The following is a 24,427-nucleotide window of genomic DNA, read 5'->3' as shown; positions in this document are numbered from 1 at the left end:
ATGTTAGTACGATTGTTAGAAATTAGCGAGCAGCTCGGTGTGGATGATCTACGTAGAAATAATTTGGATTTTCCCTTTGCCAAAGCGGTTGAAGAGTTGGGGGAGATCAGTGTTGAACTCAATATAGTCAAAGGGTTATTGCCGCCTGAAAAAGGCGGCAATGAGGGACTTGTCAGCGAATGTATGGATCTAGCCAATTGCTGTTTTGATCTTGCCTATATTTACTTGAAAAGGCAGTACCCGATGATGACCCCACAGCAGGCGGCTGATATTTTTGGCACCACCTTATTGGCCAAACGGCAGCGCTGGGTTGAAAAAGTAACGGCTCAGCCTATTGGGGAGCTAGAACCCGGAGCCAATGCCGGATGTTAGTTATTGTCTGCCGAACGGCGAGTGTTGACCAGCTTTTCACCCTGCTTGTCGGCATCTGACCAGAAGTTGATATTGAACTGGGCATCGTCGCTCAGTTCGATTCGGTGCCAGTATTGCGGAGGGCTGGTCGCGAACTGACCGGCATTGATGACGACGCGAGCTTCCGGTTCGGTGCTGGTTTCATCGGCAAAACCGTAATAGGTGACGGTGCCTTCCATGACACATAACTGGCCGAAGACACCGGCGGCGGTATTGTGATGGCTAAGTAATGCCGCTGGAACATTTTGTTTGGTAAAAAACGGTGTCGAACGCTGGATAGTCCAATGGGCTGGAATACGTTGGTGGCTCATGGGTCTTTCCTCTCTGTAGTCATAGTGTGTCGAATCAATGAGATTGCGATGGGTGATGCCAGATCTCTGGGTTACTGGCACCGTGTGCGGATCGCTATATCAGTCTCTGTTGGTTTTAGTGTGCGGCAGACATCAGCTCTCGCAGCAGCGGGAATGCTTGGTTTGTCTGTTGACCGGTGACGATAAAACCGAGCAAGGTGTCATGTTCACCGTAGGCTTTGGCTTGAATACCGCTATCACCAATATCCATATTCCACCGTTTGACCTTGGTTGTGGTATTGCCGCCGATTTGGATCGGGTAGCTCGGTGTTTTCACCTTCACCATCATCGGCGGGAAGTGTGCCGCTGTTTGTTGGCCCAATAGGGTTTTGGCCAGTGCCGAGGCACTCAGTACGATGGGCTGGAGATAAGCCATAACCACACCCTCGATTTCAGCCCCATCGCCAAGGGCGTAAATATCCGTTACCGAGCTTTGCAGGTAGCGGTCAACACAGATCCCCCGGTTGGTTTTGAGCCCGGCTGCCTTGGCAAGGCCAATATTGGGTCTTAAGCCCGCAGCAACAATAACGGCATCAGCATGGATGGCCGAGCCTGTGTTGGTGGTGGCAATGAGTCGGCCTTGTTGGCTGCCGGGTTCGCTGTAGTCAAGGGCTGTGATATGGCTGCCGGTGTAAATGCGCACGCCGCTTTCACTGAGTTGGTCAGCCAGTTCGGTCGCAACATAGCGGTTTAGCTGGTTTCCCATTAGCGTGCGCCCCGGTTCGACAAGGGTGATTGTCTTGCCGGTTGCTGCCAGATCGGCCGCAAGCTCGGTGCCGATCAGCCCCCCGCCGATAATCAGTACCTCTTTGGCTTGGTCGATAGCGGCCTGGTGATGGGCAAAATCATCAAGACTGTTGATCGTGTGCACCTTATTGGCTGCATTGCCTGCCATTGGCGGTACAAACGGGCTTGCCCCGGTGGCGAGCACAAGCTTGCTATAACGGTACTGCTCACCGTTGGCGGTAATTTCGTTACGCTGTGTGTCGATAGCCGTGACGCGATGGTGGGCGTATAGGCTGATCTGGTACTGGGCGGCGAATTCGGGGCCGCGCAGTGTGATCAGATCCTCGACACTTTGCTGTTTCGAGAAGGCATGGCTCAAATCAGGTTTGTTGTAGTCATGGCCTGCATCTTGGGTAAACACGGCGATCGGTGTTTCCGTGTTGGCTCGGCGCAGGGTTTTTACCAGTTGGTAAGCGGCAAAGCCGCTACCGATTATGATAATAGGTGCGTTCATCATGCCACCTCGCTGCGCGGGTGGGCGATAAACACATCTTTGCCGAGATGGCACTCAGGGCAAAGGAAGTAGTCAGGTACTGCAGTCCATGGTGTGCCCGGCTCAACGCCTTGGTTGGGTTCGCCTAGCATCGGGTCGTATATCCAGTTGCAGACACTGCAAATCATGCACTGGCAATCGTCGCCATGCTCATCATGGTGGTTTTCGACCGGTTGCTGGATAGCCGCTGGGCTAATTGGGGCAACGGGGTCAATGGCTGCAGTTAGTGTCGCGGGCTCCGCTGCTTGAGGCCGTGGCGACAGGGCGGGTGCTGATAGGGGCGTCACCGCAAGGTCGTGCAGCGCCCACTGCTTGGCAATATACTGGCCGTGTTCGCGGCAAAGGCGCATTGCCAGTCCGTCTGGTCGCCATTTGGTTTTCAGGCTGACGGTGGTTTCGAAACCGGCATCGGTCAAGCGGGCATGGATCCGGTCGACAGCGCCGCCGTTCCAGCCGTAGCTGCCGAAAGCCCCGGCTTTTTTATCTTTGAATCGCAAGCCGGTAATCTCCTCCAGCATACCTGCGATTTTCGGCATCATCACATTGTTCATGGTCGACGAGCCGACCAAGATCCCCTTGGAGCGGAAGACATTGGCGAGGATGTCGTTCTTGTCATGGCGCGAAACATTGAACACCTTCACTGCAACCCCCGGATCCACATCGTGGATGCCTTGGGCAATCGCATCGGCCATCATTCGGGTGTTGTTTGACATCGTGTCGTAGAAAATAGTGATCCGATCTTCTTGGTAGTTGCCTGCCCACTCGAGGTACTTTTCGATGATTTGTACCGGGTTGTCACGCCATACGATACCGTGTGAGGTGGCGATCATATCGACGGGCAAATTGAAGCTGAGCACCTCTTGGATCTTGGCGGTGACGAGCCCGCTGAACGGTGTCAGGATATTGGAATAGTAGCGCAGGCACTGATCCATCAGCTCGTTCTGGTCAACCTCGTCGTTGAACAGATGCTCGTCGCAGTAGTGCTGGCCGAAGGCATCGTTGCTGAACAGTACCGCATCGCCGGTTAGGTAGGTCATCATGCTGTCTGGCCAATGCAACATCGGTGCCTCGACGAACACGAGTTGCTTGCCATTACCGATACCGAGGCTCTCGCCGGTTTTTACCGGGCGGAAGTCCCACTCAGGGTGGTGGTGATGGCCGACGATGGAATCAATGGCATTTTCGGTGCAGTAAATCGGCGTGCCGGGGATTTTTTCCATCAGGGCCGATAGTGCCCCTGAGTGGTCTTCTTCGGCATGGTTGATAACAATGAAGTCGATGCTGGCTAGGTCGATTTCCATTTCAAGGTTTTGGATGAATTGTTTGCTGAAGCGGTGGTCGACGGTATCGATCAGCACGGTTTTTTCTTCGCGGATCAGGTAGCTGTTGTAGCTGGTGCCGCGTGTCATTTTGAATTCGGTGCCGTGGAAATCTTGTACTTCCCAGTCGCGTTGGCCAACCCAGTGGATGTTGTTTTTTACATGGATGCTCATGGCTATACCCTTAATGCGTTAACTGAGGTCATTGAATCAATGACGAAATAAAATTTAGATGTTTCAGTATTTGCATGGGCTGTGCCAACTTTTTATCTTATTGTTTAATAAGGGTTTATTTTTAAATCTTATTTTTTGTTGTCGTTTTGACAATATTATTTGTATTGTCTTTTTGATACTGTTGTTGTCAATGTGACATTCTTTGGGTGGGCATGATGGGGATAAAAGAGGGTGAAAAAGTGCAACAAGTGAGTAAAGAATGGGTTCGGGTCGCGTTGGATTTGGCCTCGGGAATGTCGAACCAAGATCGTTTCGAGAGGCTATTGTATGCGGTGCGCATGAGCGTGCGGTGCGATGCCTCGGCTTTGCTGACCTATCATGACCAGCATTTTATTCCCCTTGCCACTAACGGGTTGGCCCCGGATGTGATGGGGCGGCGGTTTGCGTTGTCTCAGCATCCCCGTTTGGAGGCCATAGCCCGAGCGGGGGATATTGTCCGTTTTCCGGCCGATAGCCAGTTGCCTGATCCGTATGATGGCTTGATCCCCCATCATAGCGGGGATCTCAAGGTGCACTCCTGTATGGGGTTGCCCTTGGTGTTTGATGATCGTTTGATTGGCGCGATCACCATTGATGCGTTGGATCCGGCCCAGTTTGATCAGATGGATGATGAGGATCTGCGGATCATCAGTGCGTTGGCGGCCAGCAGTTTGAATACGGCCCTGCTGATGGACAGGCTTGAACGGGTGGCGGCGGTGACGCCCGAACCCGGATTGGCGATGGCAGGGGACACCTCAGCCATTATCGGCCAGTCAGAAACGATGGAGCAGATGAAAGCGCATATCGCCGCTGTGGCAGATACTGATTTGTCGGTATTGGTGATGGGCGAGACCGGGGTCGGCAAAGAGCTGGTGGCACAGGCGGTACATGCCCAGTCAGCCAGAGCGGCAAAAAAATTGGTTTACCTCAACTGTGCCGCACTGCCTGAGTCCGTAGCCGAGAGCGAGTTGTTCGGCCATGTCAAAGGGGCGTTTACCGGGGCGATCAGTAACCGACAGGGGAAATTTGAGCTGGCCGACGGTGGTACTCTGTTTTTGGATGAGGTGGGCGAGCTGTCATTGGCGTTGCAGGCGAAATTGCTGCGGGCTCTCCAGTACGGCGATATCCAGCGGGTGGGGGATGATCGCCATATCAAGGTGAACGTTCGGATTGTGGCGGCGACCAATCGCCAGATGCATGAAGAGGTGGCCGAAGGGCGGTTTCGGGCCGATCTGTATCACCGCCTGAGTGTGTTTCCGATTTTTGTGCCGCCCCTGCGTGATCGCGGGCAGGATATCACGGTGTTGGCGGGCTTTTTTGCCGAGCGATGCAGGGCCAAGCTAGGGGCGAGCGTGATCCGTTTTTCGCCGGATGTCATGACATTGCTCCAGACCTATTCATGGCCGGGCAATGTCCGCGAGCTGGAACATGCTATTCACCGGGCAGCGGTATTGGCTCGCGCTGATGCGACCAAAGATGAGCTGGTTCTGCAACCGTCTCATTTTGGTCAGTTGTCGCTGGTGCGTAGTGAACCGGCGGGCTCGGCGGCGCACGGTATCACCCCCATGATGACGGGGGTGACAGACGTGGCTGGGGGAACGGCAGTGCCAGCGGCGGTCGAGATGGGACTGAAAGCGGCGACGGAGCAGTTTCAGATCAAAATGATCGAGCAGGCCATCACCGCTAACGGCGGTAAGCTCAGCGCCGCTGCCCGTCAGCTGGGTCTTGATGCCGGTAACCTTCACCGGTTAATGAAGCGGCTTGGCCTGAAATGATGCTGGTGATCACCTTGATAGCGCGGTACTCAGTGTTGCTGTAGCTGTTTAATCGCGCCAATCAGGGCGTTTATGCCTGTTTCGACTTTGCTGCGCGGGCAGCCGACATTCAGCCGGACATATCCGATCCCCTCCGGGCCATAGGTATCGCCGCGCATGATCGCCACTTTGTAGTCGTTGATCAGTATCTGCTGGAGGGCATCCATATCGATATGCAGCGGGTTGAGATCAATCCACGCCAGATAGGTGCCTTCCGGAAGCTGGTAGTTGACAGCCGGGCAGTGTTGATTGAGCTGTTCGGCAACAAAACTCAGGTTTTGGTGTAGGTACGTTTTAAGTGCATCGAGCCACTCGCTACCGTCACGGTATGCCGATATATGCGCGATAACTCCGAGGATAGACGGCGACGACAAGCCATGGGCGGCTTTTAGCTGAGTCAGGTAATCAGCTCTGGCTTCTGGATCGGCGATGATGGCATAAGCGCCGGTCAGTGCCGGGATATTGAAGGACTTTGACCCCGAGCTGACGATGGCCCAATGGGGGGTGGTTGCCACCTGCGACCAAGGTATGTAGCGCTTGAATGCCATATCCATGTGAATATCGTCTGAAATCACTTTCACACCGTGCTGGTGGCAGATGCGCGCCATCTGCACCAGTTCCTCTTCGCGCCATACCCGTCCGGTTGGGTTATGTGGGCTGCACAGCAGCAGTACCTTGCATTCCGGACGGGCTGCTTGTTCTTCGAATTGTTCCCAGTCGATGGCGTAGCTGCCGTTTGCGGTTTTCATCAGCGGGCTGGCAAACAACTCGCGCTGGTTGGCCGCCAGCATATTGCCGAAGGCATCGTAGGCCGGGGTGTGGATCAGCACCCCGTCACCTGGCTTGGTCCATAGGTTCACAAGCTGCGAGATGATGTAAATCACCGAAGGGCCGTAAACGACGGCCTCCTGATCCAGCGTGGCTTGGTAGCGCTGGGCGAACCACCCGGTAATCGCCTGTTTGAAATCATCATGGTTCCAGCGGCTATAGCCGAGTACGCCGTGGCCTAAACGATTCTGCAATGCATCAATGATGCAAGGGGCCGTTTCGAAATCCATATCGGAAATGGTGAACGGCAGCAAGTCGGCTGCACCGAAGCGATCCTGAACATAATCCCACTGGGTACAGTAGGTACCGTATCGGTTAACCGGTGTGGAAAAATCAAACATAACAACCTCTGATGACGTAGTGCCGATCCGCGTGGGTTTTGAACATGGCTGCTCGGGTATGAACGGCTCGGCATTGAACTGTGTTGTGGAATACCTATCGATAGCATTGGGCATTTGGGTAACTGCCCAGTGCTATCGGTGGTGGAAAACGGGAAGCCGAGGCTTCCCGTTTGTTTTTTAGTGGTGTTGCGGTGTTACGCTGGCAGCAGGCTCTGTATTTCGTTTTTCACCAGGTGAACCTGTGGCCCAATCACGACTTGCAGGTTGTGCTCATCGAGTTTTACCACACCCAGCGCACCGTTGGCTTTGAGTACTGCATCATTGACCAGTGACATGTCCTTGACTGACATCCGCAGGCGGGTGATGCAGTTATCAAGGGCAAGGATGTTATCGGCTCCGCCCAGTGCTTCTAGGATGATGTCGCCTTTGTAGCCAGTGGTTTTTTCGCCAGCCACAGCTGCTGCGATTTGCTCGGCTGTTTCAACTTCGCGGCCCGGTGTTTTCAGGTTGAAGCGGGTAATGGCGAAGCGGAAGACGAAGTAGTACACCGCAAACCAGATACTTGCGATAACAGGTACCAGATACCACTTGGTTGCTGTGCCTTGCAGGATACCGAAGATGAAGAAGTCGATGATATTGCCGTCGGTGTTGCCGATGGTCACATCCAGCAGGCCCATTACCATGAAGCCCAGACCCGTTAGAATAGCGTGGATGAAGTACAGAACCGGAGCGACAAACAGGAACAGGAACTCTAGTGGTTCGGTGATACCGCCTACCACACAGGCTACTACGCCAGACAGTAGCAGTGCCTTGACCTTACCGCGGTTTTCCGGGCGAGAGCAGTGGTACATCGCCAGTGCCGCACCTGGTAGGCCGCCGAGGAATGCCGGCATCTTGCCTTGTGACAGGAAGGCGGTCGCTGATGGGGTAAAGCCATTGGTGGTTGAACATGACAGCTCGGCGTAGAAGATGTTGAGCGCGCCGCTGACGGTGTTGCCACAGACATCGAGCGTGCCGCCGGCTTCGGTAAAGCGGATAAGGGCAACCAGAATATGGTGCAGACCGAATGGTAGCAGTAGTCGCTCGCCCGCGCCGAACAGGAATGGGCCGAACGGGCCTGCATGGGAAATCGCTGAGCCAACGCCGTTGATGCCAGCAGCGAAGTAAGGCCAGATAAGCGGCACGGCAAGGCCGACCAAACCTAGCACTACGGTTGTAATGATCGGTACGAAACGGGCACCGCCGAAGAACGCCAGAGCATCAGGCATCTTGTAGGTGTAGAAGCGGGCATGCAGCTTGGCAACGATAATACCGACGATCACTGCACCCAAAATACCGGTATCAATCGACTGAGTACCGAGGATGGATTTCACGCCATAGGCGGCTTCCTGCTCGGCATTGCCCAGCACGCCAGCCACCGTGAGGTAGAAGTTGATCGACAGGTTGAGGGCGGCGTAGCCCACGAAGCCGGCAAAGGCCGCGACCCCTTTCTCTTCACGCGCCAGACCAAGAGGAATTGCGACGGCAAACATGAGTGGCAGGTAGATGAAGGCGACCAGACCGATTTTGGTCATCCACATGAAAAGCATCTGCAGCGGCATGATGTCCAAGAACGGCATGCTTTCTTTGACGGCGGTGCTTGATAGCGAGCTGCCGATCCCGAGCAGGATACCGGAGAAAGCCAGCAGGGCGACTGGCAGCATGAAGGTTTTCCCAAGGCTTTGGAAAAATTCCCACAAGGTACTTTTCTTTGATGAGTGAGACATATGGATAACCCCTATCCGTATTATTGTTGTAGGTAGAGTAGATAAAACGTTTTATCAAATTTGTTTTAAAAAACGCTGAGGGAGCGGCAATCTCGGCTTTCACTCAGCGTAGTCGTTATTTTGCTAAAATTAGGATAAAACGTTTTACCTAATGATTTCGCTGTATGGATCACGAAAATTAATCCTTTCAAATCGGGTGGTTTAAAGTGTGATCAAGATAAAAGTGTGAAAGGGGCGGTAGAACGTTTTACTTGGCTGTAATATGCTTTGGGTCTCTTATATAAACCAAATTGTTTTGATACGAACTGCCGATGAGCCAGAAAAAAATAAAAATCACTGATGTGGCCGAGTATGCAGGCGTGTCGGTGTCGACGGTGTCGCTGGTCTTGGGTAACAAGGGGCGGATCTCCGAGGCAACCATTGCCAAGGTCAACGAGGCGATCAAGACCTTGGGTTACGTGCGCAATGAGGCGGCGGCCAACCTGCGTTCTCACCAGTCGAACCTGATTGGATTAGTGCTTAAAGATATTACCGATCCGTTTTATACCGAGATCACCGCAGGCTTTAGCCGGGTGCTGGAAAAACATGGCTACATGTTGTTTCTCGCCCAGTGTGGTGATTCCCCAGAGCGCCTTGAGCATTGCGTTCAGTCGATGATCCAGCAGGGGGTGGCCGGTGTGGCATTCAGTCCGCTGCGCGGAGCCAGCCAAGGTGTGCTGAAAATGTTGGCAGATGCAGCCATCCCGGTGGTGTGCGTGGCTCGGGCCAGCGTTAACGACGATGTGGATTTCGTCGTACCGGACAACACGCAGGCTGCCAAGCAGGCGACCTTGCACCTTGTTGAACAGGGGCACCGGCATATTGCCTATGTCGGCGGGCTGGGGGACTCCCTGACCCGGGCCGAGCGTATTGGGGGCTACTGTACGGCGTTGATCCAATACGGCCTACCCTTCAAAAACGAGTGGGTGATTGAGTGTCAGGGTACCCAGAAGGCCGCCGCGGAAGCCGTACAGTCGCTGTTGGTACAGCACCCCAAAATCACCGCTATTCTCTGCCATCGTTCGGCGGTTGCACTGGGGGCGGTTTACGGCGTTGAACGGGCCAATCGCAGTGTCGGTTGTGACAATTATATCGGCCAGCAAGTGGCGCTGTTGGGGTTTGACGATGTCCCCGAAGCAGAATTGACTCACCCGCCGCTAACGTTCATGTCATCGACGGCCACGTCGATTGGCGAGCAGGCGGGCCAGCGCCTGCTGAACCGGATGAAGCACCCGATACAGGGGACTGAGAAGGTCGTGTTGCCTTCCGAGCTGATTATTCGCGGTTCGGCATAGCCTACTTAGCTACTTAGTTGCGGCGTGGTGGAATGAATGGCACGGTGGTAATAGGCTCGAGGTCAATGGTGTAAGCTATTGAACTTGAGCCTTTTCATTATGTTATGTGACGAGTGCGTAGCTAGTTTGCTTTGTCAGCTGCCGCTTTTTTCAGTTTGGTGCACTCATAGACTGGCATGGCTGTGGCACCTAGCATTTTCCCATCTTGCATGCAGATGATGTACGGCGTTGTTACGGTACTGCCGCCGCTCATGCCGCTGGCAAAGGTGGCTGTGGAGAAAGCAAGGATTGCCAAAGCGAGTACTTTTTTCATCAGTAACCTCCATCTTGATTTTCTTATCAATAATTCAGCCTGCAAAACAACTGTAGCAGTAAATGGGATGGGTGTATCTCAACACTGATATTCGGGAGGTGAACCATCAGGAAGTATGGGAGGGGAAGCTGAGCTCGGGATTATTTTTTTGCCCTGCGTATTTTTGTGTTGACAGCAATTCGTGATCTGATTAACATTCGCGCCCAGCAAACGATTGCTCGCTAGCGGTCGCTTGTTTTTAAATGAATATCCCATCATAGGTCAGCTGATCCCGGTCAGTTGTTTTTCTTTTTTATATAAAGAGAGAGACAACAAATTTTGGAACCCGGCATGACCACTCAAACTTCTACCATAACTTCGCAAACAATCCCGAATTCGCCAGCCTCATGGCAGACCAAAGCGATCCTCAGCGTGGCCTTTTTGATGGCAACGACTTCCGTGGGACCGGGTTTTCTTACCCAGACTGCCGTTTTTACCAATATCTACAAAATGGACATGGCGTTTCCCGTATTCGCGTCGATGTTTATCACTTTCGGTATCGTGATGAACCTGTGGCGAATTGTCGGGGTATCCGGATTGCGTATTCAGGACATTGCCAATAAGGTCGCTCCGGGAATGGGCTATTTTGTAGGTATCCTGCTTGCGCTGGGTGCCGTGGCATTCAACTTCGGTAACGTTAGCGGTGCCGCTCTGGGCCTGAACGTATTGACTGGGGTTGATACGACATGGGGCGCGTTGTTCACTGGCGTGGTCGGGTGCTTGCTGTTTGTCGTCCACAATGCCTCCAAGCGTATGGATCAGATGGCCCGTTACCTTGGCCTGTTCATGATTATCCTGATTGCCTACGTGGCGATGACCAGCCTGCCGCCGATGGGCGAGACAATGGTTGCTGCGGTGATGCCGACGGATATCGGTAGTTTGTTGTTGCCGACACTGACGATTGTCGGTGGTGCTGTTGGCGGTTACTACACCGGAGCCCAGCGACTGGTGGATATTGGCCTACAGGGCGAGGAGCAGGTAGGCGCAATCAAGAAAGCGGCCTGGGCGGGTATCTCCATTGCAGTGGTGATTCGTATCTTGTTGTTCCTGGGGGTGTTCGGGGTGATTGCAACCGGAGCGGTTCTGGATACGGCCAACCCTGCGGCTGATGCCTTCCGCCAAGGTGCGGGTGAGCTGGGCTACTTTATCTTCGGTCTGGTGCTGTTCGTGGCCTCGATTACCTCAGTGGTTGGTAACTCCTACATGGCCATTTCGCTCATCAAGACTCTGTTTCCCGTCGTCGCGCGTAACGAGAAGGCATGGTGTGTGGGTTTCATCGTTCTGACCAGTTTGGGTACGGTGACAATGAATATGCCTATCCTGCTGTTGATGCTGGCCGGTCTGGTAAACAGTATCATTCTGCCGATTGTGCTTGGCATGGTGCTGCTGGCGACCCGCCGCAAGGACATTGTCGGTGATTACCAGCATCCGGCTTACCTGACGGCAATCGGCGGCCTGATTGTTATTGTGATGGCGGCAGCGAGCTTCAGCAACATCGGTAACTTTGTGGCGAAGTTCATTGGCTGATGCTTAGCCCTTATAACACTTATCCCTTGCCATAATCGCTATATCCAAGAAAGCCGCTAGCAATAGCGGCTTTTTTATTTGATGATAATTTGGGGGGGATGGTAGATACCCAATGCTCCATGAGCATCATCGTTTGTGGCCATCAATGCCTTGTGATGTTATCGCGTTGGCCGCTCTGCTATGCTCCGGTTTCAGATCATGAGACATATGGCAGCGGCGTTGCTGCCAGACAGGAAGGCCAATGCGAAATTACGAGCTTATTACTTTTTTTGAGCGCTTCGAGGCAGACATTGTCGCGGGACGTAAAACCATTACGATTCGAGACGCGGCAGAGAATCACTACAAGCCGGGCAGTACGGTTGATGTGGGTACGTTCGAAGACGGACGGCTGTTTTGCCGTATCGAGATTTTGTCGGTAGAGCCGGTGCAGTTCGGCGAGCTCAATGCATTCCATGCTGAGCAAGAAAATATGACGCTGCCGGAGCTGAAGGCTGTTATCAAAGAGATCTACCCGGACATCGAAGAATTGTATGTGATCACCTACCGCAAGGTAGACTGAATCATCCCATCTGCTATTGGATGATAATAAAAAAGGAGCGATGAATAGCATCGCTCCTTTTTTTGTTTTTCCGGTCCTGCTGCGGTCATGGGGTGCAGCGGGTCGCGGGCTATCGCTTAGGTAGGCTTAGCGCTTTGTCCACGCATCCTGCCAGTAAAGGCTGTCACCCGGTGCGTATGAGGCACTTGCACACCAGCCGGTGTAAGGCCAAGGCTTACACTCGTACAGGTTGCTGTCGTTGCCGACAACGATGTCGCCTGCCTGGTAGCTATGGCCCGCCTGGTATGGAGGGTAATCACCCGGAGGTGGTGTAACACCGCCGTCAGCTTTTACGGTAAATGGCGAGGTAAACAGTGTCATTTCACCATTTTCAGCTGTACCCACAACGTCTAGCGTGTACTGGCCAGCTTCAGCGTTGAAGATATCCAGTGTGATAGAACGGTTGCCGTTCAGATTCACTTTGGCTTGGTTTACCACGGTGCCAGTGCTGTCCACAGCCATGACGGTGACATCCAGCGCTTCGTTGGCTGTTAGTTCAAGCGATAGGCGTACGTCGCCGTTTACCGCAACATATTCAGAGGCAAGACCCGTTACCTTCAGTTCGATACCGGTTTCAGGATCGGTGATATCGCCGCCGCAAGAGCTGTCACCAACTTTTCTCCAAACGCCCCATTCGCCGGTTGTGCCCGGCTCGTCGCCACGCGTCCACCAAGCTGCTTCCCATGTCGCGCCGTTGTGGGACACTTGGTCGCCTTCTACGTATGTTGCGCTTTCATCCCATGCATTGGCGCAGCTGCTGCCGTCGGTCACAGTGACTTTGCGCTCGACGCTAACTGTCTGGTTGGCGCTGTCAGTTACTGCGTACTGCAGCTTGTAGCTACCAGCCTTGTTGGTATTTACCTCACCCGTGATTTGGATCGTATCGGTCAAATCGCCGTCTTCGTTGTCGTTGGCAGTGACGCCCGCACGAGGGTTGAAGGCAGTGCCAATTTGAACAGTCGTATCCGAAACACCGTTGAAGACAGGCTTGTGGCTGTAAACTTCGACGCTACGCGCCTTCACGGTTTCGTTCTTGTCGCTGTCCTGAACACGGTAGGTCAGAACGTAAGTGCCAATCGCACCGGTATCAACAGAGCCTTCAACAACGATTGAACCCGTCAGATCGCCATCTTCTTTGTCAGATGCAGAGACGCCTGCCAGCTCGTTGAACACGCTACCGTGCTGTACGCGGGCGTTGTCAATGCCTTTTAGGATCGGCTCGCCATTGCTCGGTGGCGGTGGGGTTGGGTTCTGCTGGTGAACGTAAGGGCCGTAGTCCTTGATGAATTGTTCGTTATAGGCTTGGCCTGAAGCGTTAGTGCCCATGTCCCAGTTTACCGACCAGGTCATCACGCCACGTAGTGGCTGGCCTTGGTTTTTCAGGCGGTCGAAGGCAACGTAAAGATCCTGCGGCTGCTTGACGAAGCCCGTTGCTGCGGCATCAATGCTGCTTGGGATGCCGAATACCAGTTTGTTGTGCGGGATCTTGTGGAAGCCGCGGGAGCCGTTCACCAATGAGTCAGAGATGTAGTAGATAAACTCTTCTTTCAGGGCATCGTTGTTCTGGGCAATCCAGCCCACGCCATCAATCCAGATGCCGTCGCCACCTTGGTTGTAGAACTGCGGGTTGATCCAGTCGTAGTAGCCTTCCAGATTCTCGATGTAAGGAACGTATTTGCCACCAGTGGTCAGGTATGGGAACTCTGGCGCCATGGTGATCAGGAAGTTTTTGCCTTGGGCCTGGTAGTGATCTTTAACGATGCGCAGGGCTGCCGGAATTACCGTCTGGTTGTCAGCGGCTGTGACAGCGGCTTGCTCCAGATCGATATCCAGACCGTCGAAACCGTAGCGGTCGGTCACGCGGATAATCTCGTCGGCAAAGGCGTGCTCGTCACCGGTTTTCAGTTCGATGTGGGCATCAGCACCGCCAAGGGCGATCAGAACCGAGCGGCCTTGCTTGTTCAGCGCCGTGATTTGGTCTGTGAACTGCTGCTCGGACAGGCCGATGGCTGGGTCTAGGCGGAATGTCGGGATGCGTCCTTCGGCAACGTCGAAGACTTTCATGAATGAAACGTTAAGAACGTTGTACATTGGGTTGACTTCATCAAGAGTCACGCAAGGTGCGTTACCGCCCTGATAGCCTGCGCCATCACACCAGTTGTGCCAGTAACCAACGACAACGCCGCCTTCAGGGTTAACCATTTTAGTGTTGTCGGCATAGGCTGCACCAGACATCACGGTGATGCCCAGAGTAACCGCCAGTTGAAGAACGTTACGTTTCAGCATGAATGCAATTCCTAACAATATCGCTGTGCCTATCACAGCGTTGATGGCGGCATTCTAGTAGGGAAATATTGCTGCCAGGAATAGTAATTGTCGGGAAAACAAGGCTTTTTTGTTGGGTTGTGATCCTCTGTCACAATTTATTATTGGAAAATAATATTCCATTGACAGAAATTCCGGGTGTAACCGCAGGCTTTGTAAGGTCTTTATCTGTTTTTAATCTCAATAATAACAGTTGGTTATGTTTAGCTTGTGTCTTATGTGGCCAGAACGATACGGGAATAGAGCCTTGTTGGGTTCCAACATAACACAGCGTAAATGCCTTGTTTTTTGGTGTTGTCCGGTTGTTTGTCTTTGTTGCCGGTCTCAGATACGGCATCTTTCAATGACTTTATTCACATAGTGGAGAATGTTGTCTTATTTTTGAGCCTGCTGGGTGCTGCGAGTGGACTAACTTGAAGGAAAGATTTGAAACGGTAGCAGCTCATGATAGGTCGAATTGATTGGATAAAGCAGGCAAGCGTGACTGGCATGTATCTGGCGGGATTGGTGATGATGGGGGAGGCGTCGGCTGTACATTTTGAGGCCTCCTCGTTGGATTCGCTGGACAAGACCCGGGCACAAGGCGTGAAGGCGGAAGTCGTGGAATACCATGGTCAGAAGGGGATCCATGTATCGGTTTTGCCGGGCGAGAAACCCAAATGCGAAAACTGTACATTTCTGCTGCTCGAGCAAGAGCAGTTCCGTGACGGGACGATTGAGATCTCGCTAGCTGGCGAGCCGGTGGATCAAGACAGTGCCACCGGTGGGGTGGGGATTGTTTTTAGGGTCAGTGAAGACTTGTCCAAATATGAGGGGGTCTACTTCAAACCCTCCCATACGGAAGAAACCGAGTACGGCGTTAGGCAGCATTACGCCATCCAGTATTTTTCGCATCCTGACCATAGCGCCGATGCATTGAATGAGGCGGCATCCGGTCAGTACGATGCTCCTGCGAATGTTCGAACCGGGCAGTGGTTTCGCTTGAAAGCCGAGATTAACAAGAACCAGGGGATTTTCTATATTGATGGCAGCAAGGTGCTGGTGGTGGAGCGCCTGTTCCACGGCTCGGAGCTAAAGGGGCCCATCGGGCTGTTTGTCGAACCGGGTAGCGAAGGATATTTTTCGAAATTGGAAATCAAACATAGCCAGTAATCAAATATCGCTAGGTGTCGATATTTAATGGTCAGCGTCATGTTGGTACGCAGGGATAAAAAAAGAGCAAGGCGTTTGCCTTGCTCTTTTTTGTATAACCGAAGGGTTAGTTTGTGGCTGGTTCCGTTTCCAGTACCGGTTGGTTTGTGCGTACTGCATAGATGCAGAAGCCTAGGAACCACAGGCCGCTAACCGCGAAACCTGCCCATGCCGAATGGGTGTAGCCGATAGCCAGATAGCCAAGTAGCGCACCGAAAGCGACGGATGTTGCGTATGGCAGCTGGGTCATTACGTGGTCCATATGGTGACAGCCTGCACCGGTTGCAGAAAGGATACTGGTGCTTGAAATTGGAGAGCTGTGGTCACCGAATACGGCACCGGCCAGTACTGCAGACAGCATAGGTAACAGCATGGTGATGTCGCTGGCTGCTGCAATGTCGCCCGCTAGCGGAAGCATGATGCCGAATGTACCCCAGCTTGTACCGGTAGCGAATGCCATAGCGCAAGACAGAACAAATACCACGGCTGGCAGTAGCTCGATAGGCAGGTTGCCGTTTGACAGCGAAGCCAGGTAAATACCGGTTTGCATGTCACGGACAACGGCACCGATAGTCCATGCGAAGAACAGGATAATGATAGCCGGAAGCATGGCTGATACACCTTGTGGTGCTGCGCTTAGCCATGTTTTGTGGCTTAGCTTCAGGCGAAGGGCCAATGCGATGGAAACAACCAGGCTGCAGATAGCACCGTAAACCAGCGAAGAGCCGACATTGGTGTTTTCGAATGCGCCGATGATGCCGAACGGACGGCCTTCCGCAGCCAAGACTTCTGCACCAGACTGGATCATGAAAAATACCGTTGCGCTGGTCAGGGTCAGGATTGGCAATACCATGTCAATCATGCCGCCTTTGGCGTCTTCTGGAACCTCAACGTCAAGACCTGTTGGCTTGCCTTTTGACTCATCCCATAGCTTGCCTTCCAGTGCCCATGATTCATGCTTGCGCATAGGGCCGATATCCAGCTGGAATGCGATAACACACAGAACCATAAGCAGGGTGAATACGGCATACAGGTTCATTGGCATCATGGTGACAAAGGCACCAATTGGGCTCTGGTCTGTCACGTGATGGGCTGCCATGATCCCGCCAACAAGGGCGATGATGTATGCGCCCCAGGAAGAGATTGGCATCAGTACGCAGACAGGCGCGGCAGTGGAGTCAAGCAGGTAGGCTAGCTTGGCGCGGGAAATATTGAAGCGGTCGGTGACTGGTCGGCAGATGGCGCCCACAGACAGACTGTGGAAGAAGTCGTCGATGAAGAAGATGAATACCATCAGGCCGGTCAGGGATTTGGCGCTGCGGCGGTCCTTACAACGTACCGCTGCCCAATCTGCAAACGCTTGGGTTGCACCGGAAACGCTCATCAGGCTGATTAGTGCCCCTAGCAGCAACATGAAGATGATCATGTTGACGTTATCACTGTTGAGTGCGCCGTCGACCCAAACAATAGCAAGGACTTTATTAACAAGGTATTGCAGTGCAGCCAGTGGGGAGTAGTGGTTTAGCATCAGAGCACCGGCAAAGATACCAGCACCTAACGAGAGGAGGACACGGCGCGTCGTGACGGCCAGAATAACCGCGAGAATCGCGGGCAAGACGGACCAAGCAGAGTCCGCATAATCAACAAGGTTCATGATCTCATCACACCTATAAATTTTAAGGTGGAGATCTACCGAAAGGAAGTGTAACTAAGACGAAACTGGTTATGACTTGTTACCCCCTCAGGTAGCGCTCCATAGGAAAAAACACTATGGCAGTTCTGTACCTATTCGACACAGACCCAGCAGCAGTGTTTGATAACAACTGCCACTTCGGCGCTGACTCCTTTCTCCGGCCTCGTCGGTATCACCCTCCGCTCGGTTACTCTTAGGCAGCGCGCCTCTACTGATTTAGGGTTTTACTATGATATATCGTGCCGATTTAACATAGTAAGAATGACATTATATACGTATGAATAATTATGTCAGCAAATCTTCGCCTTTTTTCAGGCTTTTTATGAGAATTTTTTATTGTTCAATAAAAAATATTTATCGAAGTCATCAATATAGGGCTTGATTTGCCTGAATAAAAAGCAGAGGGACGCAAGGATAGGCGGATTGCCGATTGGGGTATGTTTATCACTCGAACCTTTGGGAACTTGATAGAAAATGACAATGTTCACAGATTTACGGCTAGCCGTTAGACTCAGACCCGCCTTGCTTTAGTGTGTATTGTGGTCGTTAGAGGATAATTGTACATTGTGCATGATAAATATAGCTCAGGGATGAACATGTTAATACAACAAAGGCCATTCTGGCTGGTTGCTGCGGCAATGTTGGCGTTGCCTGCGGGTGTATCTGCTTCTGTCAATATGGCAGACACGCGCAGTGTCGGAATGGGAGGCGTTGGCGCCGCATCGGCCAATTACCTGTCAGCCAGTTTTCATAATCCAGCATTGGCCACGCAAAATAAAACGTACGATCGGTTCGGTTTGGTGCTTCCTGTCGCCGGGGCACGTTTTTTCAGTGATGACGAGCTTTACGATCATATTGATAGTTTCCAGCAGATTCATCGTCAGTTGCAGGCCGATCCCGATAACATCTCATTGCAGCAGCAATGGCGAGAGAGGCTAACCCAGTTGGATGATGGACGAATGGATGCTGATGGCAACGCCGGCATGGTGATTGCTGTTCCCAATCGTCACCTTAGTATGAATTTCTTTGTGAAGGCCGAGGTGGCCGCTGTTGTGCTGACAGAGGTGGACGAGCGGGATCTGGCGGTCGCAGACCCGGGCCAGCAACCGTTGTATTCCTCTGGGCTTGGCGTTGCCGGGGGCAGCGTCGATATCGGCGTTACGTTGGCCAAAGAGTTTATTTTTCTCGATCGGGATTTGAGCTTGGGGATCTCGCCCAAATATCAGCGGCTGCTGGCCTATAGCTATCAGCAGACGCTGGATAAATTTGATGATGAAGAGATTGACCTGACCGACAACTATACCGACAAAGGCGCGTTCAACCTGGACATTGGCGCGGCGTACGCGCTGAGCCGCCATACGGTCGTTGGGGTATCTGGCCGAAACCTGCTCAGCCATTCTCTGGATGCTAATCCTGCCGGTTCCAGTCGTACTGTGATGACTTATCAAATCGAGCCGGTATATGTAGCGGCCATTGCCTATAATCACCCACGTTTTACATTGGCGGCAGATATTGATCTCAATCGCAGCCAGCCGTTTGCCGAATTGGATTACCGGACGCAGTTTGCCCGTCTTGGGGTGGAGCTTGATGCGTGGCGCCGAGCCCAGTTACGTCTTGGCTATGCCCATAGTTTGACGGACAGTGCCGATGATATGGTTACTGCGGGGATCGGGCTAAAACCATTCGGTAAATTTGGGGTGGATATTGCGGCCCTTTACGGCAAAGAAGATACCTATGGGGTTTCTGCCCAGTTGGTTTTCCATTTCTAGCTTGATGTACTGGTAGATTGAGGTACGGGATAGGGCGAAGGGCACGTTAGGTGCCCTTTTTTATTGGCTATTGCCATTATTCTAGAGGTTAATGGCTGAAGTACTTGCTGTGTGATGTTTGCGAGTTTTCATCTGATAGAGTTTCTGATCGGCCTGATGAATCGCCTGTTTGAGATGGTTGCGCGACATGTCGCTTGATACGCCATAGCTGTAGGAGATATCAAGGGCCGTTAGGGTGTCGGCTATGGTACCGAGGAACTCACTGGCACGTTGTGGGTTGAGAATAGCGATGAACTCATCGCCACCATAGCGGATCAACAGTTCATCGGGCTGAAGTTGCTGCTTGAGGCTTTGGCTGAACAGGATCAGGGCACTGTCACCGAACTTGTGCCCATGCTGGTCGTTCAGCTGTTTGAAGTCATCCAAATCGAAAAAGATGAGATCGAACTGATAGAGTGGGATTTTGGCCAGCATCTTCCGGTTAAACACCGAGGTCAGATCATCGGTGTTTTGATTGTTTTCATAGGTATTAATGGTTTTGATCGTCCCCAGAGCCATGCAGGCAATGCCGATCAAAACCAGCCCATCTTCTAAGATAACCGGTATGGAGGAAGGCAGTGAGTTCAGCCATTCTTCGGTGAAGAAGAGTTCACTGGCAGCCCGGTATATTTTTTCAATTAAGATTAACCCCATACCAATCAAGGTGATTTTCTGCCGCTGAAAAGTGGGAGTCGTCACTATCATGACAGTGAGTACGAGTAAGACGCAGAGGTATACGAGGGCAAATTCCAGTTTTGATACAAACCACTGTCCATTCAGTATGAGGATCAGCAAAAGTAACACGCTCCCGGCTGCCCATAGGGTGGCTATAGCCTTGTTCATGGTTGTCGATTCTTTCTCTGTTTATGGCTGGCTTGGATAGATGGGATCATAATTGTGCTTGAATTCACAATCTTGATATGCATCAAGTTAATAATAATTGTCGATGTTCTCTGGTTGATATTTCGTCTTGTTGTGAGTGCTTACTAATCGCCATATGCCTGTAAATTGGCACTTGGTATGACTCCAAATAAGCTATGCCTTGAGGGTATCTTTGTTTGGCCCCTGCTTGCGACTGGCTTCAGATCAGGGATAAAGGCGAGACAGAACCACCATTTTGTGATGTTGCTTCTTTGTTGTTTCTCTTTGATTTATAGCCGCTTTCAAAAATATGAAATCCCGTTAGGAATAATTCCTTTTTATCATCAATTATCGTATTGGGTAATCAATGTCGGAGGAGGCGCGATGGATAAGGGAATGTGGTCAGGCAAGGACGGTGAGTTGGAATACTACTTCTCTCCAGCAGAGGGCAGTGATGCGGGCAAGTATCCCCCGATAATTTTCATTCATGGGATCCTCAGTAGCGGGAAGCTGTTTACCCATCATATGATGCCCTTGCTGTCGAGTTGGGGATTTACCGTCTACTCACTGAGCATGAGGGGGCACGGGCAGAGCCATTGTGGTTATTCCAACGTGCCGTTTCGCGACCATGTGGAAGATGTCGCGGGCTTTATCCAATATGTTTACCAGCAAGAAAATCAACCCGTGGTGGTTGCTGGCTATTCTTTGGGCGGGCTGGTTGTGCAGCATGCCAGTGGTCAGCCAGAGATCGGCAGCGATACGCTCAAGGGGATGCTCTTGCTGGCGTCGGTGCCGCCGAAAGGGTTTCATCATTTGACGCAGACACTGTGGTTGGGCAATCCCCAGCTGTCGATGGTGTTGGGTCAGGTGATGGCAATGCCTAAGTTGGCTTTGCTTAACCCGCTGTATCAATCGGTGCTGGCATCGGCCTTATTTGCTGGCACTCCGGAACCTGCCCAGTTGGATGCCTTGTTATCCGATGTCGTCGGTGAGGATTTGCGTCTGTTTATAGATTCGTCGGCAGTCACGGAGCCTTCGCCGTTGGCAACAGCCGTGATTGGGGCGATGCAGGATAAGTTGGTGCCTGAGTCGGAAGTTCGGGCAACGGCGGCTTTTTATGGCGTTGAACCTAAATTTTTCGACCCGATGGGGCATGCCATACCGGTTGAGGACAACGTCGTACCAGTATGTGAATATATACGGGACTGGCTAGTTGCATTGTCTAAATCGTGATGAGTTGTTCACAATCCTGCACCTTGAGGCAACGTGAGCATAATCCTCTGTCTATACTCCTTTTTTATGAGTACAAGCAAGGATTTGACATGGTTCGGGCCGAGCGGTTTCTTTATTGTTTCTATCAGCATTCGCTGAGCAGGAGAGCACGTCTGCCTTTTTTACTGTTATCGGTATTGGGATGGCTGATGAGTGGGGGTGTCTCGGCTCACGAGCCAGCAACGGATGTCGTGCCATTAACCTCGGTGTATGCCGTGCCTTCGGGAAGCAATAGTGTGTGGGAGCAGGAAGCCCATGATGCGGCCGTTTATCACTCACCGTACCGGGTTTCTCTGTTTTCGGCCGAAAACGGCGAGGATGAAGAACGGCTGTGGTCGCAGACAAAGTCAATTTTCTGGTATGGGGTCGGGGTTGCCGGATTCATTGCCTTGTTGCCGAGTGATTTAACCAACTGGGATAAGAGCGATGACAGATTGCTGGAAAAGTGGTGGGACAACGTCCGCCACGGCCCCGTCTGGGATCGGGATGTCTGGTATATCAACTATATTGGTCATCCCTATTTCGGCGGGGTGTACTACCAGATTGCACGCAAGTCAGGTTATCGCCAATGGGATGCCTTTGTTTACTCGTTCATGATGTCGACGTTTTATTGGGAGTATGGCGTCGAGGCATTTGCCGAGATCCCGGCGGTACAGGATTTGGTGGTGACACCTGTGCTGGGCTGGGTATATGGCGAGTGGGCGTTTAACAAAGAGCGGGAGATCATTCTGGGTGGGGGCAAGGTCTGGGGATCGGAGTGGGTAGGCAATACCACCTTGTTCCTACTGGATCCTGTCGACACGATAGGCCGTGGGATCAACCGTTGGCTTGGGCGTGATCTGATCAAAGCAGGTACTGGGTATCTAGGTTTTCAGGAAGTGCCTGTCGCAGGTGGGGGCAGCGATACCCAGTTGACACTACGGCTTAGTTACCAATTCGGTGATGGTGAGGCCCGGCAGGCATTGCAGCGACGCTATACCCATACATCGCCAATGTCAGTGGTTGATCCGGTTGATTTTGGCATTGTCGGGATCAGTGTCGGGGGGCGCTACTTGGATTTGGATACCAAGTGGGGGGTAGAGAGCGCTTGGGCGCCGACAGCCAGTCTTGGCTTGTATTACACCGCTAATTTTTCATCCCGGTTGAGTTATACCCGCGCGGATACCCGAAGCCTCCAGACTGGCGAGGCCATGACCTATGAGAACTACAGTTTCGATCTGCAGTATTATTTTGGGGCCGACCAACCCCTGCGCCCCTATGTGACAGGGGGGATTGGGGAGAGCCTGCTTGATCAGGATCGGGATACCACTTCCTTTCAGGTTAATGCTGGCTTAGGTCTGCATTACCAGCTTTCCCCTAACTGGGCACTGCAAGCTGACTGGGTACATTACTATAGCGGTAAGTTGGGGAGCCACGATGATAGCTTTGTCGGCCAGTTGATTTATCGTTTTGGCGGCGGTGAGCGCGGCTGGTAGCCTGAATTCTGATGTTACCCTGTGAGGGGCTTTGCTTTTTGTGATGAAGACTGTTAGTGTCGCAGCCCTTGTGGTGGCAGGCAAATGATGATGACCCTGCTGCTAATGCCCTATTTTATTTGGCCTTGAGGTAGCGCTGCTGCCTGTGAAGGCATGACAGGATACCTTCTGTGAGCAAAAACGCGTTTTCAACTTTGAACCTAAAACCGGAGCTTGTTGCCAACCTGACTACCCTTGGCTACGAATCAATGACACCGATTCAGTCACAGAGCCTGCCGCCGATTCTGGAAGGCAAGGATGTGATTGCACAGGGCAAGACCGGTTCAGGCAAAACGGCGGCATTCGGTTTGGGTCTGCTTGAGCACCTGAATGTGAAGCGTTTCCGGGTTCAGTCTCTGGTACTGTGTCCGACTCGTGAATTGGCGGATCAGGTTGCCAAGGAAATTCGCAAGCTGGCGCGTTCTATTCACAACATCAAAGTGCTGACGCTTTGCGGTGGTATGCCGTTTGGCCCGCAGATTGGCTCGCTGGAGCATGGCGCGCATATTATTGTCGGTACGCCGGGCCGTATTGAAGAGCACGTACGCAAAGGTTTCTTGTCGCTTGATGATCTTAATTTACTGGTGCTTGATGAAGCAGACCGTATGCTTGAGATGGGCTTCCAAGACTCGCTAGATGCGATTGTTGATGCGGCTCCTGCCAAGCGCCAGACCCTGCTGTTCAGTGCTACTTATCCAAAGCAGATTGAATCGGTTGCCAGCCGTATTATGTTCCAGCCAGTGATGGTGAAGGTTGAATCAACCCATGATGACAGCAGCATCGATCAGCATTTCTATCATGTTGATAGCAACGAAGATCGAATGACGGCGCTGCGCCTGTTGCTGGCCAAACATCGCCCTGAGTCGACAGTGGTATTTTGTAATACCAAGATTGAAACCCAAGATGTCGCCGACGAGCTTGAGCGTTACGGTTTCAGTGCTGTGGCATTGCATGGCGATTTGGAGCAGCGCGAGCGTGATCAGACATTGGTGCGTTTTGCCAACAAGAGTACCTCGGTGCTGGTGGCAACAGATGTTGCGGCCCGTGGCTTGGATGTCGATGCGCTTGATTGCGTAATTAACTACCACCTAGCGCGCGACACCGAAGTGCATATTCACCGTATCGGCCGTACAGGCCGTGCCGGCAGCAAAGGTGTGGCTTGCTCGTTCTTTAGCGATAAAGAGCATTACAAGGTCGCTCTGCTGGAGGATTACCTCGACAAGACTATTGAGGGCGAGGCTCTGCCTCCGATGCACTTGCTGGATCAGCCGCCGATGTACCCGCACATGACAACATTGCAGATTTCAGGTGGCAAGAAGCAGAAATTGCGTCCGGGTGATATTCTTGGTGCTCTGACAGGCGAGAACGGTATCCGAGGGGATCAGGTTGGCAAGATCAATGTGTTTGATATGGCAGCCTACGTCGCCGTGAATAGCGATGTTGCAAAATTTGCCCTGAAGAAAATCGAAAACGGAAAGATGAAAGGTCGCTCATTCCGAGTTCGTGTTATCCGCGGTTAATCATTCATCCTGATTTTTCGTGAAAAGCCCGCGCAATGTCGCGGGCTTTTTTATTTCATGCCTAAATATATAGGCACAGAATAAACATCAATATACAACTTGTTTGTTATT

At 52.3% G+C, this 24,427-nt stretch carries 19 protein-coding genes and 1 riboswitch; of the genes, 10 read left to right on the top strand and 9 right to left on the bottom strand.

Annotated features, from left to right (window positions below; all coding sequences use genetic code 11):
* Entirely contained in the window at nt 1-372 is a 372-nt protein-coding gene (locus tag ACSF8X_RS22310; protein WP_500851506.1) for a hypothetical protein, read from the top strand.
* Here the strand turns inward: ACSF8X_RS22310 and ACSF8X_RS22305 are convergent.
* The 3 genes from ACSF8X_RS22305 to norV form a co-directional block, all read right to left on the bottom strand.
* The gene (locus ACSF8X_RS22305; RefSeq protein ID WP_500851504.1) at nt 369-722 is read right to left on the bottom strand and encodes a TehB family protein; all 354 of its coding nucleotides are present in this window, start codon (nt 720-722) and stop codon (nt 369-371) included. The genes ACSF8X_RS22310 and ACSF8X_RS22305 overlap by 4 nt on opposite strands.
* A 115-nt stretch (nt 723-837) precedes the next feature.
* On the bottom strand, nt 838-2,001 hold the full coding sequence (gene norW, locus ACSF8X_RS22300; RefSeq protein WP_500852149.1) for an NADH:flavorubredoxin reductase NorW: 1,164 nt from the start codon (nt 1,999-2,001) through the stop codon (nt 838-840).
* On the bottom strand, nt 2,001-3,533 hold the full coding sequence (norV, locus tag ACSF8X_RS22295; protein WP_500851503.1) for an anaerobic nitric oxide reductase flavorubredoxin: 1,533 nt from the start codon (nt 3,531-3,533) through the stop codon (nt 2,001-2,003). Before norV ends, norW begins: the two co-directional genes overlap by 1 nt.
* Before the next feature lie 239 nt (nt 3,534-3,772).
* Between norV and norR the strand changes: the two genes are divergently transcribed.
* Nucleotides 3,773-5,347: a nitric oxide reductase transcriptional regulator NorR gene (gene norR, locus ACSF8X_RS22290; RefSeq protein WP_500852148.1), complete on the top strand. Its 1,575-nt coding sequence runs from the start codon at nt 3,773-3,775 to the stop codon at nt 5,345-5,347.
* 29 nt (nt 5,348-5,376) lie between these two features.
* Here norR and ACSF8X_RS22285 read toward each other — a convergent pair whose 3' ends face one another.
* A complete protein-coding gene (locus ACSF8X_RS22285; protein ID WP_500851502.1) occupies nt 5,377-6,555 on the bottom strand; it encodes a MalY/PatB family protein in 1,179 nt (392 codons plus the stop codon).
* A gap of 194 nt (nt 6,556-6,749) precedes the next feature.
* Nucleotides 6,750-8,321 (bottom strand): maltose/glucose-specific PTS transporter subunit IIBC, encoded by a 1,572-nt coding sequence (gene malX, locus ACSF8X_RS22280; protein WP_500851501.1) that lies wholly within the window; start codon nt 8,319-8,321, stop codon nt 6,750-6,752.
* A 311-nt stretch (nt 8,322-8,632) separates the two neighbouring features.
* On the opposite strand from malX, the gene malI reads away from it, so the two are divergent.
* Nucleotides 8,633-9,655 (top strand): Mal regulon transcriptional regulator MalI, encoded by a 1,023-nt coding sequence (gene malI, locus ACSF8X_RS22275; RefSeq protein WP_047876836.1) that lies wholly within the window; start codon nt 8,633-8,635, stop codon nt 9,653-9,655.
* A 121-nt stretch (nt 9,656-9,776) separates the two neighbouring features.
* Here the strand turns inward: malI and ACSF8X_RS22270 are convergent, their stop codons facing one another.
* Nucleotides 9,777-9,968 carry a hypothetical protein gene (locus tag ACSF8X_RS22270; protein ID WP_047876835.1) on the bottom strand — a complete coding sequence of 64 codons (192 nt, stop codon included), beginning with the start codon at nt 9,966-9,968 and terminating at the stop codon, nt 9,777-9,779.
* Between the two features lie 330 nt (nt 9,969-10,298).
* Between ACSF8X_RS22270 and ACSF8X_RS22265 the strand changes: the two genes are divergently transcribed.
* On the top strand, nt 10,299-11,534 hold the full coding sequence (locus ACSF8X_RS22265) for an NRAMP family divalent metal transporter (RefSeq protein ID WP_500851500.1): 1,236 nt from the start codon (nt 10,299-10,301) through the stop codon (nt 11,532-11,534).
* Nucleotides 11,535-11,775: 241 nt separating this feature from the next.
* Nucleotides 11,776-12,093, top strand: a complete 318-nt coding sequence (gene yqfB, locus ACSF8X_RS22260; RefSeq protein ID WP_047876833.1) for a N(4)-acetylcytidine aminohydrolase — start codon at nt 11,776-11,778, stop codon at nt 12,091-12,093.
* Between the two features lie 126 nt (nt 12,094-12,219).
* Here yqfB and ACSF8X_RS22255 read toward each other — a convergent pair whose 3' ends face one another.
* Nucleotides 12,220-14,418, bottom strand: a complete 2,199-nt coding sequence (locus tag ACSF8X_RS22255; RefSeq protein ID WP_500851499.1) for an immunoglobulin-like domain-containing protein — start codon at nt 14,416-14,418, stop codon at nt 12,220-12,222.
* Nucleotides 14,419-14,901: 483 nt separating this feature from the next.
* Here ACSF8X_RS22255 and ACSF8X_RS22250 point away from each other — a divergent pair, with 483 nt between their 5' ends.
* Nucleotides 14,902-15,609, top strand: a complete 708-nt coding sequence (locus ACSF8X_RS22250) for a hypothetical protein (RefSeq protein WP_047876831.1) — start codon at nt 14,902-14,904, stop codon at nt 15,607-15,609.
* A 106-nt stretch (nt 15,610-15,715) separates the two neighbouring features.
* On the opposite strand, the gene ACSF8X_RS22245 is transcribed toward ACSF8X_RS22250, so the two are convergent.
* On the bottom strand, nt 15,716-17,302 hold the full coding sequence (locus ACSF8X_RS22245; RefSeq protein WP_047876830.1) for a Na+/H+ antiporter NhaC family protein: 1,587 nt from the start codon (nt 17,300-17,302) through the stop codon (nt 15,716-15,718).
* A gap of 84 nt (nt 17,303-17,386) precedes the next feature.
* Nucleotides 17,387-17,560, bottom strand: a riboswitch (Lysine riboswitch).
* A 377-nt stretch (nt 17,561-17,937) separates the two neighbouring features.
* Here ACSF8X_RS22245 and ACSF8X_RS22240 point away from each other — a divergent pair.
* On the top strand, nt 17,938-19,110 hold the full coding sequence (locus tag ACSF8X_RS22240; RefSeq protein ID WP_047876829.1) for a conjugal transfer protein TraF: 1,173 nt from the start codon (nt 17,938-17,940) through the stop codon (nt 19,108-19,110).
* 81 nt (nt 19,111-19,191) lie between these two features.
* Here ACSF8X_RS22240 and ACSF8X_RS22235 read toward each other — a convergent pair whose 3' ends face one another.
* The gene (locus ACSF8X_RS22235) at nt 19,192-19,992 is read right to left on the bottom strand and encodes a GGDEF domain-containing protein (protein ID WP_047876828.1); all 801 of its coding nucleotides are present in this window, start codon (nt 19,990-19,992) and stop codon (nt 19,192-19,194) included.
* A gap of 402 nt (nt 19,993-20,394) precedes the next feature.
* On the opposite strand from ACSF8X_RS22235, the gene ACSF8X_RS22230 reads away from it, so the two are divergent.
* From ACSF8X_RS22230 to dbpA, 3 genes are all read left to right on the top strand, one after another.
* Nucleotides 20,395-21,243, top strand: coding sequence for an alpha/beta hydrolase (locus ACSF8X_RS22230; protein WP_169753861.1), 849 nt, complete (start codon nt 20,395-20,397; stop codon nt 21,241-21,243).
* 188 nt (nt 21,244-21,431) lie between these two features.
* Nucleotides 21,432-22,757 (top strand): DUF3943 domain-containing protein, encoded by a 1,326-nt coding sequence (locus ACSF8X_RS22225; RefSeq protein ID WP_500851498.1) that lies wholly within the window; start codon nt 21,432-21,434, stop codon nt 22,755-22,757.
* A gap of 170 nt (nt 22,758-22,927) precedes the next feature.
* Entirely contained in the window at nt 22,928-24,316 is a 1,389-nt protein-coding gene (gene dbpA, locus ACSF8X_RS22220; RefSeq protein WP_500851497.1) for an ATP-dependent RNA helicase DbpA, read from the top strand.
* Nucleotides 24,317-24,427: the final 111 nt, after the last annotated feature.

It is taken from the genome of Photobacterium panuliri (genome assembly GCF_059920555.1).
This window is presented reverse-complemented; position numbering and strand designations above follow the sequence as displayed.

Bases quoted from the DNA above. Each gene is read 5' to 3' on its own strand.
- yqfB (WP_047876833.1), top strand. From the start codon at position 11,776: ATGCGAAATTACGAGCTTATTACTTTTTTTGAGCGCTTCGAGGCAGAC.
- norV (WP_500851503.1), bottom strand. From the start codon at position 3,533: ATGAGCATCCATGTAAAAAACAACATCCACTGGGTTGGCCAACGCGAC.
- ACSF8X_RS22270 (WP_047876835.1), bottom strand. From the start codon at position 9,968: ATGAAAAAAGTACTCGCTTTGGCAATCCTTGCTTTCTCCACAGCCACC.
- ACSF8X_RS22240 (WP_047876829.1), top strand. From the start codon at position 17,938: ATGTTAATACAACAAAGGCCATTCTGGCTGGTTGCTGCGGCAATGTTG.
- malI (WP_047876836.1), top strand. From the start codon at position 8,633: ATGAGCCAGAAAAAAATAAAAATCACTGATGTGGCCGAGTATGCAGGC.
- ACSF8X_RS22285 (WP_500851502.1), bottom strand. From the start codon at position 6,555: ATGTTTGATTTTTCCACACCGGTTAACCGATACGGTACCTACTGTACC.
- norW (WP_500852149.1), bottom strand. From the start codon at position 2,001: ATGAACGCACCTATTATCATAATCGGTAGCGGCTTTGCCGCTTACCAA.
- ACSF8X_RS22265 (WP_500851500.1), top strand. From the start codon at position 10,299: ATGACCACTCAAACTTCTACCATAACTTCGCAAACAATCCCGAATTCG.
- ACSF8X_RS22225 (WP_500851498.1), top strand. From the start codon at position 21,432: ATGAGTGGGGGTGTCTCGGCTCACGAGCCAGCAACGGATGTCGTGCCA.
- ACSF8X_RS22250 (WP_047876831.1), top strand. From the start codon at position 14,902: ATGATAGGTCGAATTGATTGGATAAAGCAGGCAAGCGTGACTGGCATG.
- ACSF8X_RS22235 (WP_047876828.1), bottom strand. From the start codon at position 19,992: ATGAACAAGGCTATAGCCACCCTATGGGCAGCCGGGAGCGTGTTACTT.
- ACSF8X_RS22230 (WP_169753861.1), top strand. From the start codon at position 20,395: ATGGATAAGGGAATGTGGTCAGGCAAGGACGGTGAGTTGGAATACTAC.
- malX (WP_500851501.1), bottom strand. From the start codon at position 8,321: ATGTCTCACTCATCAAAGAAAAGTACCTTGTGGGAATTTTTCCAAAGC.
- ACSF8X_RS22255 (WP_500851499.1), bottom strand. From the start codon at position 14,418: ATGCTGAAACGTAACGTTCTTCAACTGGCGGTTACTCTGGGCATCACC.
- ACSF8X_RS22245 (WP_047876830.1), bottom strand. From the start codon at position 17,302: ATGAACCTTGTTGATTATGCGGACTCTGCTTGGTCCGTCTTGCCCGCG.
- ACSF8X_RS22310 (WP_500851506.1), top strand. From the start codon at position 1: ATGTTAGTACGATTGTTAGAAATTAGCGAGCAGCTCGGTGTGGATGAT.
- ACSF8X_RS22305 (WP_500851504.1), bottom strand. From the start codon at position 722: ATGAGCCACCAACGTATTCCAGCCCATTGGACTATCCAGCGTTCGACA.